The 16,565-nt window shown below is 63.2% G+C and carries 13 protein-coding genes; 9 read left to right on the plus strand and 4 right to left on the minus strand.

From position 1 onward, the window contains the following. Positions 1 to 456 precede the first annotated feature (456 nt). From ABXS05_RS25395 to ABXS05_RS25435, 9 genes are all read left to right on the plus strand, one after another. A complete protein-coding gene (locus tag ABXS05_RS25395) occupies positions 457 to 2,559 on the plus strand; it encodes a hydantoinase/oxoprolinase family protein (RefSeq protein WP_367625778.1) in 2,103 nt (700 codons plus the stop codon). 11 nt (positions 2,560 to 2,570) lie between these two features. Next, complete coding sequence (locus tag ABXS05_RS25400; protein ID WP_311939724.1) at positions 2,571 to 4,559, plus strand: hydantoinase B/oxoprolinase family protein; 1,989 nt, start codon at positions 2,571 to 2,573, stop codon at positions 4,557 to 4,559. 6 nt (positions 4,560 to 4,565) lie between these two features. Next, positions 4,566 to 4,880 (plus strand): hypothetical protein, encoded by a 315-nt coding sequence (locus ABXS05_RS25405; RefSeq protein ID WP_311939722.1) that lies wholly within the window; start codon positions 4,566 to 4,568, stop codon positions 4,878 to 4,880. Between the two features lie 636 nt (positions 4,881 to 5,516). Beyond that, complete coding sequence (locus ABXS05_RS25410; protein ID WP_437178698.1) at positions 5,517 to 6,311, plus strand: ABC transporter permease subunit; 795 nt, start codon at positions 5,517 to 5,519, stop codon at positions 6,309 to 6,311. Beyond that, positions 6,311 to 7,057 carry an ABC transporter ATP-binding protein gene (locus tag ABXS05_RS25415; protein ID WP_311939718.1) on the plus strand — a complete coding sequence of 249 codons (747 nt, stop codon included), beginning with the start codon at positions 6,311 to 6,313 and terminating at the stop codon, positions 7,055 to 7,057. Before ABXS05_RS25410 ends, ABXS05_RS25415 begins: the two co-directional genes overlap by 1 nt. A 34-nt stretch (positions 7,058 to 7,091) precedes the next feature. Further along, complete coding sequence (locus ABXS05_RS25420) at positions 7,092 to 8,096, plus strand: NrtA/SsuA/CpmA family ABC transporter substrate-binding protein (protein WP_367625780.1); 1,005 nt, start codon at positions 7,092 to 7,094, stop codon at positions 8,094 to 8,096. Positions 8,097 to 8,108: 12 nt separating this feature from the next. Next, on the plus strand, positions 8,109 to 9,461 hold the full coding sequence (locus ABXS05_RS25425) for an NtaA/DmoA family FMN-dependent monooxygenase (RefSeq protein WP_367625781.1): 1,353 nt from the start codon (positions 8,109 to 8,111) through the stop codon (positions 9,459 to 9,461). A gap of 21 nt (positions 9,462 to 9,482) precedes the next feature. Further along, positions 9,483 to 10,724, plus strand: coding sequence for an acyl-CoA dehydrogenase family protein (locus ABXS05_RS25430; protein ID WP_367625782.1), 1,242 nt, complete (start codon positions 9,483 to 9,485; stop codon positions 10,722 to 10,724). A 38-nt stretch (positions 10,725 to 10,762) separates the two neighbouring features. Then, the gene (locus tag ABXS05_RS25435) at positions 10,763 to 12,382 is read left to right on the plus strand and encodes a rhodanese-related sulfurtransferase (RefSeq protein WP_367625783.1); all 1,620 of its coding nucleotides are present in this window, start codon (positions 10,763 to 10,765) and stop codon (positions 12,380 to 12,382) included. Between the two features lie 139 nt (positions 12,383 to 12,521). Here ABXS05_RS25435 and ABXS05_RS25440 read toward each other — a convergent pair whose 3' ends face one another. From ABXS05_RS25440 to ABXS05_RS25455, 4 genes are read right to left on the minus strand one after another with little or no spacing between them, the layout of a single operon-like run. Beyond that, the gene (locus tag ABXS05_RS25440) at positions 12,522 to 13,475 is read right to left on the minus strand and encodes an SIS domain-containing protein (protein ID WP_311939708.1); all 954 of its coding nucleotides are present in this window, start codon (positions 13,473 to 13,475) and stop codon (positions 12,522 to 12,524) included. A 37-nt stretch (positions 13,476 to 13,512) separates the two neighbouring features. Then, positions 13,513 to 14,370 (minus strand): carbohydrate ABC transporter permease, encoded by an 858-nt coding sequence (locus ABXS05_RS25445; RefSeq protein ID WP_311939706.1) that lies wholly within the window; start codon positions 14,368 to 14,370, stop codon positions 13,513 to 13,515. Positions 14,371 to 14,373: 3 nt separating this feature from the next. Continuing rightward, entirely contained in the window at positions 14,374 to 15,291 is a 918-nt protein-coding gene (locus tag ABXS05_RS25450; protein WP_311939704.1) for a carbohydrate ABC transporter permease, read from the minus strand. Further along, on the minus strand, positions 15,288 to 16,547 hold the full coding sequence (locus tag ABXS05_RS25455; protein WP_367625784.1) for an ABC transporter substrate-binding protein: 1,260 nt from the start codon (positions 16,545 to 16,547) through the stop codon (positions 15,288 to 15,290). Before ABXS05_RS25455 ends, ABXS05_RS25450 begins: the two co-directional genes overlap by 4 nt. Positions 16,548 to 16,565: the final 18 nt, after the last annotated feature.

A 16,565-nucleotide genomic window follows, 5' to 3' on the forward strand; every position in this document is an offset into this window, starting at 1 on the left:
ACACCCTCCCCTGGATGTCCGCAACTCCCTTGAGTTGCGTAGGGAGGGTCGGCCTGCAAGGCCGGTCTGGGGTGGAAACATGCAGGTCGTGATGACGAAACGGGTAAGTCTTGCCAGGAGATCACCCCACCCCGCCGCTTCGCGTCGACCCCAGGCACTTCCAAGAGGAAATGCCGACCCCTCCAGGGGAGGGTAAATCGCGCCCAGCATTAACTCGAATTCGAGCTTTGCGGGGGACGTCACATTCATATTGACAGCATACTGAATTTATGTATGCTGTTTAATGGGTGGAAGAGCATCCGTAGGCCTTCGAGGCATGCGGGGAGTGAAGGCGAAACCTTCAGGGCAAACCCGGCCGCATTCCAGTTTTGTGTGCTGACAACCATGCGGGGGACGCACGTTCCGCTTCCGCGTGCCGATGCTGCCCAATCAAAAAACAATACAGAGGGAGGATCCATGACCTATGTAATCGGCGTCGATACCGGCGGTACCTTTACCGACGGCTTCCTGGCCAGCACCGAAGGCGTGCTGGTCTCCGCCAAGGCCCATTCGACGCCGCCCGATTTTTCGCGCGGCTTCATCAACGTGCTTGGCGAGTTGGCGAACAATGTCGGGAGCAGCGTGGAAGAGCTGCTGTCGCAGACGGACTATATCGTCCACGGCACCACCTCCACGCTCAACGCCGTCGTCACCGGCGACGTGGCGCGTGTCGGCTTCCTGACCACAAGGGGCCACGCCGATTCCATCCGCATCATGAATCTGGAAGGGCGCTATGCCGGGCTCGATCCGAGCGCCGTCCAGAACATCTCGCGGACCAACAAGCCGGCGCCGCTGGTGCCGCATCGCGACGTGATCGAGATCGACGAGCGCATCGACCACAAGGGCGCTGTCATCGTTCCCCTCGACGAGAAGGGCGTGCGTGCCGCGGTGAGGAGGCTGCGCGACGACGGCGTGCGGGCAATCGCCGTCTCGCTGCTCTGGGCCTTCCGCAATCCGATGCATGAGCGGCGCATCCGCGAGCTCATCCAGGAGGAAGCGCCGGAGCTCTATGTTGCGCTGTCGCATGAGACCAGCCCCCGCATCCGCGAATATACCCGCAGCGCCACCACCATCATCAACACGCAGGTCGGCCCGGTTCTGAAGGGCTATCTCACCCCGCTCGAGGAAGAACTGCGCGCCAAGAAATTCGAAGGTTCCCTCCTGATCATGCAGGGCTCCGGCGGCTGCGTGCAGGCGGCCGACGCGCCCAAGCATGCCGTCAGCACGCTGGGCTCCGTACTCACCGGCGGCGTGATCGGCTGCCTGCGCCTGGCCGAACGCCTCGGGCACAAGAACATCATCTCCACCGATATGGGCGGAACCACCTTCCTGGTCGGCCTGGTGCGTGACGGCAAACCGAGCACGACCACAACCACGGTGCTGCACCAGCACCAGATCAACACCGCGATGGTCGATGTCCGCACCATCGGTGCCGGCGGCGGCGCGATCGCCTGGATCGACGGCGGCGGCAATCTGCGTGTCGGCCCCCGCAGCGCCGGCGCCCGGCCCGGCCCGGTCTGCTATGGCGAGGGTGGTCAGGAGCCGACCGTCACCGATGCCGACCTCGTGCTCGGCATCATCAATGGCGACAATTTCCTGGGTGGCCGCAAGAAACTGTCGAAGGAACTGGCGGCCGAAGCGATCCGCACCCGGATCGCCGAACCGCTCGGCCTGACGGTGGAGCAGGGGGCGGCCGCGATCTACGCCATCCAAAATGCCCAGACCGCCGATCTCGTGCGCAGCGTCGTGGTCAATGGCGGCCATGATCCGCGCGATTTCGTGCTCTATTCCTTCGGTGGGGCAGGCCCGGTGCATGCGGTCAACTATTCGGCCGATCTCGGTGTCTCGGAAGTGGTGGTGCCGCTCGGCTCGACGGCTGCGGTGTTCTCGGCCTATGGGCTCGCTTCCTCCGATATCGTGCTGACGGCGGAAATGTCGGATCCCGGCAATTTCCCCATCGATCCGGCCACGCTCAACGGCAATTTCGAAAAGCTCGAAGCCGAGCTCGCCGAGCGTCTGGTCCAGCAGAGGCTGCGCTTTGCCAAGGTGGTCTATGAGCGCGAAGCCGAACTGCGCTACACTATGCAGATGGCCGAAGTGACCACCCCGGTGCCGGGTGGTCCGCTCGGGGAGGCGGAGATCGCCGGCATCGGCGCCAGCTTCGAAGAGCTCTACGAGCGCATCTACGGCAAGGGCGCCGGTTTCAGCGATGCCGGCCTGCAGATCATCACCTATCGGGTGCGCGCCATCGGCATCCTGCCGATCCGCGCCGATCTCGCCGCGCATGACAGCGCGAACGCCGACCCGACGCCGTCTGCGATCCGCAAGGTGTTCCTCGACACGCGCAAGGGCTGGCAGGACACCAAGATCTACGACTATCGCAGCCTGGGCGCCGGGTCGAAACTATCGGGACCGGCGGTGGTGGAGACGCCGACCACCACCGTCGCGCTGCCGGAGGGCTTCGCTGGTGTGGTGGACGCTTATGGCAATCTCGCCATTCGCGTCGCGGAACAGGGCTGAGGGAGAAAACCATGCCGCTCATTCAAATCGCAGGGTCGGAGCGCTTCGCCTATCAGCCGAAGGCACCCGACGAGACCAGAAAGCTGGCATCCGGGGCCAGGCTGCACCAGGTGACGGACAAGGACATCGAGGCCGTCGATCCCCTGACCTATGAGGTCATCCGCCACCGCCTCGCCGCCATTGCCGAGGAAATGGGCGATGGCCTCAAGCGCATGTCGGGCTCCGTGGTGGTGACGGACTGCAACGATTTCGGCGCGACCATTCTCGACGAATGCGGCGATTCCGTCGTCGTCGGCCTCTACAACACCCAGTTGGCCGCTTCTGTCGACATGGCCGTCAAATGGACGCTGGAGAACCGCTCCCGGCAACCCGGCTTCCAGGCCGGCGACATGTTCCTATGCAACGATCCCTGGGTCGGCGGCGGGCTGCACCAGAACGATGTCACCGTCTTCGCGCCGCTCGTCCATGATGGCGAGGTTTTTGCCTGGACGGCCGTCGTCTGCCATCAGGTCGATCTCGGCGGCGTCTCGCCTGGAAGCTGGTCGGTGGAAGGGCGCGACGTCTTCTGGGAATCGACGCCGATCCCGCCGGTGAAGATCGTCGAGGCCGGCAGCATCCGCGCCGACATCGAGGACATGTATCTGCGCCGTTCCCGGGTGCCGCGCCTGATCGCCCTCGATCTGCGGGCCAAGATCGGCGCCAATAACATCGCTCAGGAGCGCCTCGCTGCCCTGATCGCCAAATATGGTGCGCTTACCGTCAAGGCGGTAATGAAGCGCATGATGAACGATGCCGAGGCGCGCTTGCGCGCCAAGCTGCGGGCGCTGCCGGACGGCACCTGGAGTGGCGTCGCCCATCAGGATTCCTTCCGCCACAGCGACCGCAATCTCTACAAGATCCTGCTCACCATGACGAAGCAAGGCGACAGGCTGACCTTCGACTTCACCGGCACGGACAAGGAAACCGAAGGCTTCGCCAACTGTACCTTTGCCGGCCTGCGCGGCGGCATCATGCCGATCGTGCTGACCATGCTGTGCGGCGACATTCCCTGGTCGCCGGGTGGCCTCTATCGCTGCCTCCAAATCGTCAGCGAGCCCGGCACCATCAACAATTGCAACTTTCCGGCCGGCATCGGCAAGGCTTCGGTGGCTTCGGCGTGGGCCACGCAGAACGTGGTCTCCGAATGCGTCGCCGGCATGCTCGACGTGCATCCCGAGCACCGCAAATCGCTGATGTGCGTATGCTGCGGCACCTGGGACCTTGCCGTCCTGGCCGGGCTCGACCAGCGCGGCAATCCCTTCGTGACCATGATCTGCGATTCCATGGCCGGCGGCCTCGGCGCGCGTGTCGATCAGGACGGGGTCGACACCGGTGGCCTCAACTGCATCCCGATGGGGCGCGTCGCCGACGTCGAGATCAACGAGTTCAGCTTCCCCATGCTCTATCTATGGCGGCGGGAGGAGACGGATTCCGGCGGGCCGGGACGTTTCCGCGGCGGCATGGGCGGATCAAGCTGCTTCATACCGCACGATTCCCCGATCGGCGGCGTGCATCTGGTGGTCTCGGCCACCGGCAAGGCGCTGCCGCAGGCAACCGGCAGCAGCGGGGGCTATCCCGCCGGCACCCAGTATGACGTGCTCAAGCGCAATGCTCGCGTTGCCGAGCTCTTCGCGGCCGGCCGCATTCCGGCGACCCTGGAGGAGGCCGGCGGCAGCGCCGATGTTCTGGAGGCCCACCTGGAGACGCATCTGGGCGCGCAGGACGTCTACTATACCCATTGGCAGGGCGGCGGGGGCTATGGCGATCCGCTGCTGCGCGATCCGGTCCTGGTCGCCCGCGACGTCGAGGCCCGCAAGGTATCCGCCCAGGCGGCCAACGACATCTATGGCGTGCTGCTGAACACTGATGGCAGCGCGGATGACCTGGCAACGCGCCGGCGCCGCACGCAGCTGCGCTGCGAACGCGTCGGCGAGCCCGTCCCCAACCAGGCAGCGGAGTGAGGAGCCATGAAGATCGACGACAACGCCCGCCTGCACACCGACGGCAGCATCGTCTGCAGCCATTGCGACCACCCCCTGGGAACGAGCGCCGGCGATCCTTTCGCCAACGCTATCCGCCGCGAGCGACCTTCCCAGGCTGCAGGCCCCGGCGTGCGCGCCGAGCCTTCGCATTTCACCGACCGGCCTATCGGCCTGCGCCAGGTCTTCTGCCCCGGCTGTTATGTCCTGCTGGCCACCGAGATCGCGCCGACGGACGAACCCTCATACCGACGTTGGGAACTGCAGGACCAATGCTTGGGAGATGCAAGACAGGACATATGAAACGAAGCACGATGCCCTGATATAGCCGAACAGCCGTTCAGGGTTGTTGCTGGCATTCAGCGAAACAGCGCAGGCCGCGTGTTGCCCTGGCATCACCCGGCCTGACAATTGCTGCGACTTTGGTTGCTGTTGCCGCGCCATCGGCTTCGTCTGGTCGAAACCGGCATTCGAAAGGCATGCGAACAGCATCGATATATCGGCTGGTTATGACCGGCCAGGACCGATAATCAACGCAAGATCATATATTGCCCCTGTTCAACAAATACTTCTATCGAGTGCTGGTATCGGTGGTTGCGGGGGCCTCACAACCAAATCTGTCATAAATCACTCGCCATCGAAGTCCTGCCGCTTGGTGGCGTTTTGCCTTTTAGTTTGGAACCTGGCTGAACAGATAGGCTGTTGGTCGATATCAGCGGCCGACCTTTGCTGAGGCGACGCGATTGGGGGCTTCGCCAGGAAGGTCACCCGCTTCGCGACAAATGATGCGGATGTCAGGGACTGCCCAAAGCGGGGCGGCGAGATCAGGCGAGAAAAGATTGCCATCCTAAAATCTACTCAATATATAGATTATAGAGTCTTTTGGGTTGATCGAGAGAAATGATGGCGCAAGTCGGTTCGTTTTCGCAGCCGTTTTCGATGCGGGCCAACGCCGTATTGAGCAGAAGGACCCTCTACACCGCCTTGTCATGGCTGGCGCCGCTCCTGGTGCTGTGTGCCTGGGAAAGTGCCTCCCGGCTCGGCCTGATCGCTCAGCAGGTCATGCCCGCCCCTAGCCGCGTTGCCGAGACAGCCTGGGAGCTCGCGAGGACGGGGGAATTGTTTCTTCATCTCGGAGCCTCCCTGCTGCGTGCTGCCGCGGGCTTTGTGATTGGGGGAGGCGTCGGGTTTGCGCTCGGCGTCGCGGTGGGATTTTCGCCGCTGGCGCATGCTCTGCTCGACCGCTCGATCCAGATGGTCCGCGCCGTGCCCTTCCTGGCAATTCTGCCTCTCGTCATCGTCTGGTTCGGTGTCGATGAAAGCGGCAAGATCTTCCTGGTTTCCCTGGCCGTTCTGTTTCCCATCTACATCAACACGGTGCTGGGCATCCGACAGATCGATCCCAAGCTCATGGAACTGGCCAAGGTCACGGGAATGGAGTGGCCGGCGATCGTTCGACGCATCGTGCTTCCCGGTGCCATGCCCTCCATCCTGACCGGCGTGCGCTATGCGCTGGCCCATGCCTGGCTGGCCCTGGTCGTGGCCGAGACGTTGGCAACCACCAAGGGCATTGGCTTCCTGGCAATGGATGCGCGCGAATTTCTCCAAACCGACGTCATTCTCCTGACCATCATCATCTACGCCATCATCGGCGTGGCGGCCGATGCCCTTGCGCGCTTGCTCGAGACCAAGCTGCTCGGGTGGCACCCGAATTTTGCAAAGGGAGCAAGGTGATGAACCAGCTGGTGGACCTCGCCAGGCCGATCACCCAGGAGAAGTGGGCAAGTCGTGCCCCATTCGAGCAAGCCCCGCTTGCCGTTTCCGTCTCCGGCCTGGAACGGCGATATGGCTCGCGTGTCGTCATCGAAGCACTGGATCTCGACATCCACGAAGGAGAATTCGTTGCGTTGCTGGGAGAGAGTGGATGCGGCAAGACGACATTGTTGCGCGCACTTGCCGGGCTGGACGCACCGGACGATGGGCAGATCGACGCCCCGGGCCGGCCTGCTGTGGTCTTTCAGGAACATAGGCTGCTGCCGTGGGCACCGGTCTGGGCCAACGTCGCCCTGGGTCATGAGAACAGCGTAGGCCGCGCGGGAGCGACGCGGGCGCTGGCGGAAGTGGGCTTGGCTGGCCGCGAAGATGATTGGCCGCGCAATCTATCCGGTGGCCAGGCGCAACGAGTTGCGCTTGCCCGGGCTCTGGTCCGTGAGCCGAAGCTGCTCCTGCTCGATGAGCCTTTTGCGGCGCTCGACGCACTGACACGCATCAAAATGCATGCGCTCGTCCGCGAACTCGTGGCCCGGCATCGCCCCGGCGTGCTGATCGTAACCCATGACGTGGACGAAGCCATCGTGCTTGCCGACCGCATTCTCGTCATGCGCGCCGGGCAGATCGCTGCTTCCTACCGACCGGCCGACCACGGGCAAGGCGAGTTGCGGCGGCAATTGCTCGAGGAATTGGGCGTGACGGCGCACTGACCGTTCTTTCAACCTCTAGACCTGGGATAAGACTGTGACGAACTCCAATCCGAGCCGCCGCTCTCTCCTGCAGGCAGGTGGCCTGTTGCTGGCCGGTGCCGCCGTATCGCGGCTGAGCCCGGCATTCGCGGACGAGCCGAAAAAACCGACGCGCAACACCGACATCGTGCGTCTGGGCTGGGGGCGGGGCGGCATTCCCCTGATCGCAAAACAGCGCGGCGTCCTTGACAAGGACCTCGCCGAGAAGGGCATCAAGGTCGAATGGGTCGGCCCTTTTCCCAACCACGCGCCCTCGCTGCAGGCGGTGGTCGGCGGCAGCGCGGACTTCGGCTTCTGGGGCTCGACGACACCGGCACTGGCCGCCATGCTGGCGGGCTCGCCGCTCGTCTTCAATGGTTTTAACGTCTACGCGCCGCGCTCGACCGCGTTGATCGTGAAAAAGAGCAGTGGAATCAACTCGGTTTCTGATCTCGTCGGCAAAAAGGTCGCCGTCAACAAGGCCGGTCTCGGTGAATTTCTGGTCGTCGCTGCCCTGGAAAAGAACGGCATCGACCCGAGCAAGGTCGAATTCATCTATCTCAATCCGCCCGATGCAGCTCCCGCCTTTGCGCAAGGAAAGGTCGATGGCTGGTCCATGTGGTCACCCGGCGTCGATATTTCCCGTTTCGAGAACGATGCCAAAGACATCTTCAACGAGGGCAAGGATCTCGATTTCCTGATCGACTACAGTTCGCTGGTATCGACACGCAAGTTTTCGCAGGAGAACTCCGAACTCGTGCGGGCGGTACTGGACGCCTACTACAAGGAAGGCGAGTGGCAGACACATAATACGGTCGAATCCGAGCGGATCGCCCAGGCGGAAGGCAAATATGCCGACCAGGTGCGCGATTATCTCGCCAGCCTGAAGCGCGTCAACACCTTCTACGAACCAAAGGATGCCGAGTTCACGGCGCGATTCCAACGGGCTGCCGATTGGCTGGCGGATCGCAAGATCATCAAATCGCATCTCAAGGTCGCCGATTACAGCGTTCAGGTATAGGGGGCCTCGTCCATGTCACGACACCATGTTCGCCTCGGCGTGAACGTGCTCGCCTCGGGCCGCCACGACGCGGCCTGGAAGACGTTCGACGACAAGCGCCACCTGTCGACCGACATCGATCATTTTGTGGCGATCGCCAAATCAGCCGAACGCGGCCTGATCGACGCCATTTTCCTGGCCGACAACCCGGGAGGACTGGTGAGTGAATCCCATACACGCCCCTGGCGCGCGCTCGATCCGGCCATCCTGGTCGCCAATCTGGCAGCACATACCGAGCATGTCGGCCTCGTCTGTACCACGACGTCCCTGTTCGGCCATCCCTACACGATCGCCCGGCAGATCGCCTCCATTGACCATGTGAGCCGCGGCCGCGCGGCCTGGAACATCATCACGTCGCAAAATCCGCCTGCCCTCAACGCTTATGGCGTTGAAAAGGGCTGGGATCAGGCGGAACGATACAAGCGGGCCGAAGAGTTCGTGCAAATCGTCACGGCCTTTTGGGATAGCCTGCCCGAGGAAGCCCTCGTCGCCGATCCGAAGTCGACGGTCTATCTCGATCCCTCGCGGCTGCGCTCCCTCGATTTCAAGGGAGAGCATTTTTCCGCGCGTGGCGCATCCTCCGTGCCGGAGACGCCGCAGGGCAGGCCCGTGATCTTCCAGGCCGGCCAATCCTCCGACAGCCGAGCCTTCGGTGCGCGCTACGCGGATGCGCTCTTCACCGGGCAGCGCATCGTCGAAGGCGCACGCGCCTTCTATTCCGAGGTCAAGACATTGGCAAAACGCTTTGGCCGCAATCCGGAACATCTGCTCGTCATGCCCGGCCTGTTTCCGATCCTGGCTTCGACGGAGGAAGAGGCCGGGCGTCACAAGCGCGACCTCGATGATCTCCTCGATTCTGTCGCCTTACGTGCGGAACTGGCACGCCACCTCGCGGTCGATGAAGCGCTTCTCGAAGATCTCGACGCACCGATACCGTTCGAACAAAGCGAGGCAAATGTGTCTCTCGTGCCGATCGCCTCGCGTTGGCACCGCGCGGAAATGCTCAAGGAGGCCCGGCTGCACGGCTGGAACATTCGCGAGCTTCTCTTCTCGAACATCACTGGCGGGCACCGCGTCTTTGTGGGTACGCCCGAGGGCTTCGTCCAGGACATGTTGCACTGGGTCGATACCAAAGGCGCCGACGGCTTCAATTTGAACATCGACGTGCAACCTGATGGCCTTGACCTGATTGCCGATGAGGTCATTCCGATCCTGCAGAAGCTCGGGCGCTTCCGCACGGCCTATGAGGGGCTCACCCTGCGCGACAATCTTGGCCTGCCGCGCTTCGATGCCGGGGCACAGGGCAGGCTGGCGGCCGCGGTCTGAGCGTTGAAGGAATGCTTCCAGATGTCTGACCTCAGCACATCGGCAGGGGGGAGCCTCCGGCTGGTCTCGCCCATCGCAGCATCGTTCGGCCTGTCTGCAGCGCTCGAGCATATCGCTCGCACGGCTGTCGAGCGCGAAATCAGCCGTCGTCTTCCTCGGGAGGAGATCGCCGAGCTGAAAGCACTCGGCTTCGGGTCCCTGCGCCTGTCGAAGCAAGCCGGCGGCGCGGGTGCTTCGCTGTCGCAGCTGTTTTCCGTTGCACGCGACCTGGCTGCTGCCGATTCCAACATTGCCCATGCGTTTCGCAACCATCTTTGGCAGGTCGAGGCAGCCCTGCGTCGACCCCAGCACCCGTTTCACGCGCATGTCCTGGCTTTGACCGCAGCCGGAAAGACAATCGGCTTGAGCTTTGCCGACAGTGACGCAATTGCCGCCGGCGCAACGCCGACGAGGGTTTTGTCACGGATAGAATGGGACGAGGCCAGGCAGGCCTATCGCGGGTCCGGGCGGAAGGTCTATGCGACCGGCAATCTTTATAACGACGCCTTTGTCGGGCTTGCCGTCGAAAACCGCGAAAATGCAACGGTCCAATATGTGCTTGATCGCGGTGATGGCGTCGAAAATGAGGACGACTGGGCTGGATTCGGTCAAAGACTGACGGGGTCCGGCACGGCCGAGTTCAACGCCGTCACCATCCCATCCCATCAGGTCTATCCGCTGGATCCGCCGGCACGCGAGGGGGCAGCGCCATGGCGCTTCACCTTCCATCAGGTCTATCTCACCAACTGTATCGCCGGCGTGGTGCGCAGGATCGCACTGGATGCGGTCGACGTGCTGCGGGCGCGCGGACGCAACTTCTATCATGGCGAAGCCGAACGCCCTGCCGACGAACCGGTGCTGCAGGCCCAGCTCGGGCGGATCCGCGCCTATGCCGCTGCGGTGGAGGCAACGATCGAGCGTGCGATCGCCGCGCTACAGACGGCTTGGGATGCCTATGGAACCGAAGCGGAGTATGAACGTGTCCTTGCCGCATCGCTTTCGGCTGCCGAGGCCAAGGTGGTGATCGACGATCTCGCGCCACAGATCGCAAACTGGCTCATCGATCTCGGCTCCGGCTCGGTCGTGTCCCAAAACAGCGGATTGGATCGGCATTGGCGCAATATCAAGGTCATCGCCTCGCACAATCCCAGGCTCTACAAGGAACGGCTCCTCGGCCAGAACCTGTTGAGTGGACGCCTGCCACCAACCGGGGCGTTCTTTTGAACGTGCCATCAGTCTCCTCGCGCTCCAACATGTTTGCCATGAACCAGCAGATTGCTTCGCCCGACGTCACCACCCCGATCTTTCCTGCATTTTCGCCGGCGCAGGTGCGTGCCGAACTGCTGGCAAGGCGGGAAATCCTGCTTGCCGACCTGAGGGAGGAGGATGCCTTTGCCAAGGGGCACCCTCTTTGGGCAGCGAACTTCCCCGTCGGCAGGCTGGAACTCGACGTTCCCAGGCGCATACCGAGGCGTGATGTCCTGATCGTGCTCTATGGCAGAGACGATTATCGCGATCTGGCACCCCTGGCGGCGCAAAAGCTCGCTTCCTGGGGGTATGGAAACGTTCACCTGCTCGACGGGGGGCTGGCCGCCTGGACGCAAGCGGGCTATGAACTGTTCATCGACGTCAACGTGCCTTCCAAATCCTTCGGCGAGTTCGTCGAAGCACGCCGTCATACCCCCTTGTTGCCTGCCGAGGAGGTGCGACGCCTGATCGGCTCCGAAACGCCGCCTGTCATCCTCGATGCGCGCCGGTTCGATGAGTTCAACACCATGAGTATTCCCACCGGCATATCGGTCCCGGGTGCCGAGTTGGTGCTCCGGGTGCGCGACTTGGCTCCCGATCCGAAAATCACGGTCATCGTCAACTGCGCCGGCCGGACACGCTCGATTATCGGCACGCAGTCCTTGATCAATGCGGGCATTCCCAACCCGGTCGCTGGATTGCGGAATGGCACGATTGGCTGGACCCTGGCCGGGTTTGCGCTCGACCATGGCGCAACACAGCGATCGTCCCAGACAACGCGCCAGGCCCGGCAAGCTGCCCAAATCGATGCTCGCCAGGTGGCCGAGCGTGCTGGTGTCCGGCGTATTTCACTGGCCGCGGCCGACGCGATAGTCCAGCCCGGGCGTTCGATCTATCGCATCGATGTTCGCGATCCCGAGGAATATCGCAGCGGCCACTTGCCCGGATTTGTCAATGTTCCGGGAGGACAGCTCGTCCAGGAGACCGACCACGCGGTGCCGGTCCGAGGCGCGCTTATCCTGCTGGCCGACGACGACGGCACCCGCGCCGATATGACCGCATCCTGGCTATCGCAGATGGGGTGGGAAGTCCTTGTCGTCGATCCGGTGGAAGACAAGGAGCGCCGTCAGCTTGAAGATATCCGTTTCGATGCCGTTCCGATTCCCCAAGTACCGCTTGTTTCCCCGCAAGACCTGCGAGACTGGCTCGAGGATGGAGACACCGCTGTCATCGACGTGACCAGTTCGGCAAATTACGTCAAAGGCCACGTTCCAGGGGCCTGGTGGGCCTTGCGCTCGCAGATCGCTCCGGCGCTTCAGGCCGTCGGGCCTGCCGAGCGCATTGTCGTCACATGCGGTTCGGGCGCTCTCGCCGCCTTTGCGGCTAAGGAAGTCGCGACCTTGACGGCCTCAAAGGTGTTTGTCCTGGAAGGCGGCACGGGCGCCTGGATCGCAGATGGACTCCCCGTAACCAAAGGCGAAGAACGTCTCGCATCCATCCGCATTGACCGCTACCGCCGCCCCTATGAAGGAACCGACGCATCGCGCCAGGCGATGGAGGATTATCTCGAATGGGAATACGGCCTTGTCGCGCAGCTCGACCGCGACGGAACGCACTTCTTTGAGGTGATCTGAGTATCGCCGCGAATGGAAATTGGGCCATACCTGTAACCCGTGTTTCCGTCGGCAAGAATCGAACGGGCCGGGCATAGTGAAGTCAGCCCCTGCAGAGGGGCTGCGCACCGGCCAGGAAACTTGGCGAAAGCGCGGTCCTTCACGCCAGCTTGACCACCTTGGTCAGATGCCGGGGTGCCACCGTATCGACATTGCGGCGTTGGGCGACACGCTCGCCCAGGAGCTGAAGCGCGGGCAGGCAGACCAGGCCGCGCAATTCGTCGGCGACATCGAGATCGAGGGAGATGTCGCCCGGCCCGCCCAGACCGACCACGAGGGCGCCCTTCTCGCGCAGCTCCGCCACGAGCTGGGCCTCCTCCTGGGCGGTGCGCGGATCGTAGAGCATGACCACGAGCGTCTGTTCGTCGAGCAGGCTGACCGGACCATGCCGGTATTCGAGCGGATGGAAGGCCTGGGTATAGCTCTGGCTCATTTCCTGAAGCTTGAGCGAGGCTTCCAGGCAGACCCCGTACTGCGCGCCGCCGCCGAGATAGACGAAATGGCTGCGGCCGGCGAGGTGTCCTGCCAATCGCTCGTCCAGGGCTTTCGCCAGGCTTTCGGCCTGTTCCGTCACGGCGGAGGGGATCGCCACGCCTGCCATCCTCAGGCCGAGCAGCAGCATCAGCGAGGCCGAGCTGGTCATGACGATACCTTCTTCGCCATGGGTCGGCGTGAAGGCGAGATGATCGGCTTCGCGCGCGAGGGCGCTCTCGCGTTCGCAGGTCAATGCCGTGACCGTCAGTCCGGCGTCGCGGCTGGCGGCTGCAGCCGCGACGGTTTCGGTGGTCTCGCCGCTACGCGAGAGTGCGATGACATGCGCACCGGCGGGATCGGGCAGATAGGCCTCGGGACGTCTCAGCCATTCGCCGCCCGGCACGGCGATGGCCCTGCGGCCATGGGCGTTGAAGACGGCGGCAAGCGAGACGGCAAGGTTATAGGAGGTGCCGCAACCGATGATGACGGTGATCGGCGCATCGATCGCGGGGAGCGCTGCCCCAAGGCCCTGCTGCCAGAACGGGAATTGTTCGAAGATGACACGCTCGGTGACGTTCATGACTATACTCACTGGGTTGGATAGGTTCGGTGGTCGGTCACTTGACCGCGCCGGCGACGAGGCCGCTGACCAGGTACCGGTTGAGGAAGATGACGATCAGCGTCGGCACGATGATCGCGACCGAGCCGGCCGCGTTGATCAGGCCGTAATCGACGAAGTTCTTCGTCGCGAATTCGGGGACGAGGATGGTGAGCGGCTTGGTTGCCATGGTGGGCGAGAAGATCAGGGGCACCATGAACTGGCCCCAGGCGCCCAGGAAGGTGATGATGGCGGCGGCGACCAGCCCGGGAGCCGCCATCGGCAGCACGATCCTGGCCAGGATGTAGAGCCGGCTCGCCCCATCGATCTGGGCTGCCTCCTCGATGGAAAGGGGCAGGGACTGATAGACGCTGCGCATCAGCCATAGCGACAGCGGCAGGAAGGCCGAGACATAGATCAGCGTGACGCCCAGATAGGTATCGACCAGGCGCAGTGTCGTCATGATCCGATAAAGCGGGATCAGCACCGTGTATCCCGGTATCGCAAAGGTGGCGACCACGAGGATGAAGATCACCGTGCGCCCCGGGAAGTTCAGGCGCACGAAGGCATAGCCTCCCGCCGCCGCCAGGGCGACGCACAGGATGGTCGCACCGAGGGACGTGACGATACTGTTGACCAGCGCGGCCCGGAATTGCTGCCAGACCATGGTATCATTGGCCATGGTGGTGCCAATCCCGAACAGCTTGGCATAGTGCTCCAGGGTGAGCGTCTGCGGAAAGAAGTGCACCGTGCTGGCGGTGAGGTCGGGTGTCGGCGTCAGGCTTGTCGCGAAAGCCCAGTAGACCGGTACCAGTGACCACAGCACCAGCACGGCACAGGCTAGCATGAGACCGAAACGGGAGAGGAGGGCGCGCATGGGTCAATCGAGCCTGGTTTCGCGATAGACGCGTGAAACGAAGACGAGCGAAACCGCCAGTGAAATGAACATGACCAGCACCGACAGCGCCATGCCCCGCGAAAAGCGCAGGTTCTGGAAAGCCTCCAGATAGACCTGGACCAAGATGGAGCGGGTATCGAGGCTGGAGCCGGCCAGGATCCACACTTCGTCGAACAGGTTGAAGGCCGTGACCGTCGATTGCGCCAGGGCGATCGCCAGGCCGCTGCGAATGAGAGGCAGCGTCATCATGCGAAAGAGCTGGAAGCGATTGGCGCCGTCGATCCGGGCGGCCTCGTAGATATCCTTGGGGATCGATTGCAGGGCCGCCAATACGATCACGACCGTCAGCGGCATGGTCCGCCAGACATGCACGACCGTGACGAGGATCAGGGCCGAGCTGCGATCGTTGAACCAGACATGCCGGTCGAAATCAAAGCCGATGGCCGTGAGGAGGCCGTTGAGCAGGCCATGGCTGGGATTGTAGATCCACTGCCAGACGATGGCGTTGACCACGCCCGGCAAGGCCCAGGGTAGGATCACGATTGCCAGGAGCCAGCGCCGGCCGATCGTCAGCCTGTTGAGCAGCACGGCCGCAGCCACGCCGCCGACGGTCTCCAGAGTGACCGCAAGGACGACGTAGAAGAGCGTATTGGCCCAGGCCGTCAGGGCGTTCTTGTCGGTGAACAGGGCCGTGTAGTTGGACAGGCCGACGAAGGGGGTGCCCGCCTGCATCGGATCGACCCGATGCAGGCTCTGCCACATGGTGGCGATGACTGGCCAGATCACCAGCCCGATCATCGTCGCGACGATCGGAGCGGCGAGCACCAGCCCGAGCCAGGCGTCGTTCCTGGCACCGCTGTTCCGCTCCGCGCTGGCCCGGGTCAGAGCCGTCACGCTCATTGCTGCATGGCTCGCTCGGTTTCATCCGCGATCTGCTTGAGCGCATCATCGACGCTCAGCTGGCCCTTGGCAGCCTGGTTGATGGCCGTATACACGGCGGAGCTGAACTGGGGATACCAGATCGGCGTTCCCTGCGGGAATAGGCCGCCGGCCGTTGAGGCCTGCTCGATCAGGACCTTGCCGCTTTCGAGCTTGCCGGCCTTGTTCAGGTCTTCGAGCGCCGAAGTGCGTGTCGCCAGCGTGCCGGCTTCCGTATAATTCTTGAGCTGTTGCTCCTTGGCGCTCATCCATTTGACAAAGGCCAGCGCCGGCTCTTTTTTCTGGGACGTGACGGGAATGCCCATGGCCTCGGGCAGGCCCAGGCTGCGTGTCACGCCGCTTGCGGTCGGGAAGAGGGCAGCCACGGCCTTGCCGGCAACCTTGGATTTGCTGGCGTCGTTGAAGAGGGCGAGCCGGCCGACCTCGCCGCAGATCTCCATGCTGACCTGACCATCCATGAAGAGCTGATGGACGTCCATGTCGATGAGGCCGGGTGCGGCGGGATCGACCAGGCCCTGCTTGAGGGCATCGATCTCGAAGGCGAGGGCCTTGTGGCCCGCCGATGACGGGTCGGTGAACAAGGGCTTGAAGTCCTTGTCGAAGAGTTCGCCGCCAAAGGCCTTGGTGAGGAGATACCAGGCGGTCGAGGTGCCCTCCGCGGGGGACAGGGGAATGCCGATCGGGTATTTGGAAACACCCTTTTCCTTGAGGGTCCGCGCGGCAGCCAGCAATTCGTCGAGCGTCTTGGGCATGGCCGTGATGCCGGCCTTGTCGAAGTGCTCCTTGTTGACGATGAGAACGCGGAAATCATTGTTGTAGGGCAGGGCGATCAGCTTGCCGTCATAACGGAAGATCGGGCTGGTCGCGATGTCCTTGACCGTGGCCTCGTCGAGCAGGCCATCGAGGGGGGTATACCAGCCGGCCGCGCCGAACTGGCCGGTCCACGACCAGTCCACCTCGGTGACGTCGGCCGGCGCGCTGCCTGCGAGCAGGGACGTGACGAGCTTGGCTCGGATGTCGTTCCAGGACAGCGACTGGAGATCGACGTGAATGCCGGTCTCCTTCTCGAAATCCTCCGCCAATCCAGGCCGCTGACCGGAAGGCAGCAGGACCGAGATGCTTTGCCCTGCCAGGGGCTTGGCGTCGTCCGCCCAGACCGGCTGGGCCAGTATCAACGCAGAAAGTGCGACGAACGCACGCAATCCGTGCCGTAACATGTCAATGATCCCTCTTTG

Source organism: Labrys neptuniae, from assembly GCF_040797145.1.
GTDB classification, from domain to species: domain Bacteria; phylum Pseudomonadota; class Alphaproteobacteria; order Rhizobiales; family Labraceae; genus Labrys; species Labrys neptuniae.

Bases quoted from the DNA above. Each gene is read 5' to 3' on its own strand.
- ABXS05_RS25455 (WP_367625784.1), bottom strand. From the start codon at position 16,547: ATGTTACGGCACGGATTGCGTGCGTTCGTCGCACTTTCTGCGTTGATA.
- ABXS05_RS25445 (WP_311939706.1), bottom strand. From the start codon at position 14,370: ATGCGCGCCCTCCTCTCCCGTTTCGGTCTCATGCTAGCCTGTGCCGTG.
- ABXS05_RS25395 (WP_367625778.1), top strand. From the start codon at position 457: ATGACCTATGTAATCGGCGTCGATACCGGCGGTACCTTTACCGACGGC.
- ABXS05_RS25440 (WP_311939708.1), bottom strand. From the start codon at position 13,475: ATGAACGTCACCGAGCGTGTCATCTTCGAACAATTCCCGTTCTGGCAG.
- ABXS05_RS25450 (WP_311939704.1), bottom strand. From the start codon at position 15,291: ATGAGCGTGACGGCTCTGACCCGGGCCAGCGCGGAGCGGAACAGCGGT.
- ABXS05_RS25430 (WP_367625782.1), top strand. From the start codon at position 9,483: ATGTCTGACCTCAGCACATCGGCAGGGGGGAGCCTCCGGCTGGTCTCG.
- ABXS05_RS25400 (WP_311939724.1), top strand. From the start codon at position 2,571: ATGCCGCTCATTCAAATCGCAGGGTCGGAGCGCTTCGCCTATCAGCCG.
- ABXS05_RS25415 (WP_311939718.1), top strand. From the start codon at position 6,311: ATGAACCAGCTGGTGGACCTCGCCAGGCCGATCACCCAGGAGAAGTGG.
- ABXS05_RS25405 (WP_311939722.1), top strand. From the start codon at position 4,566: ATGAAGATCGACGACAACGCCCGCCTGCACACCGACGGCAGCATCGTC.
- ABXS05_RS25410 (WP_437178698.1), top strand. From the start codon at position 5,517: ATGCGGGCCAACGCCGTATTGAGCAGAAGGACCCTCTACACCGCCTTG.
- ABXS05_RS25435 (WP_367625783.1), top strand. From the start codon at position 10,763: ATGAACCAGCAGATTGCTTCGCCCGACGTCACCACCCCGATCTTTCCT.
- ABXS05_RS25425 (WP_367625781.1), top strand. From the start codon at position 8,109: ATGTCACGACACCATGTTCGCCTCGGCGTGAACGTGCTCGCCTCGGGC.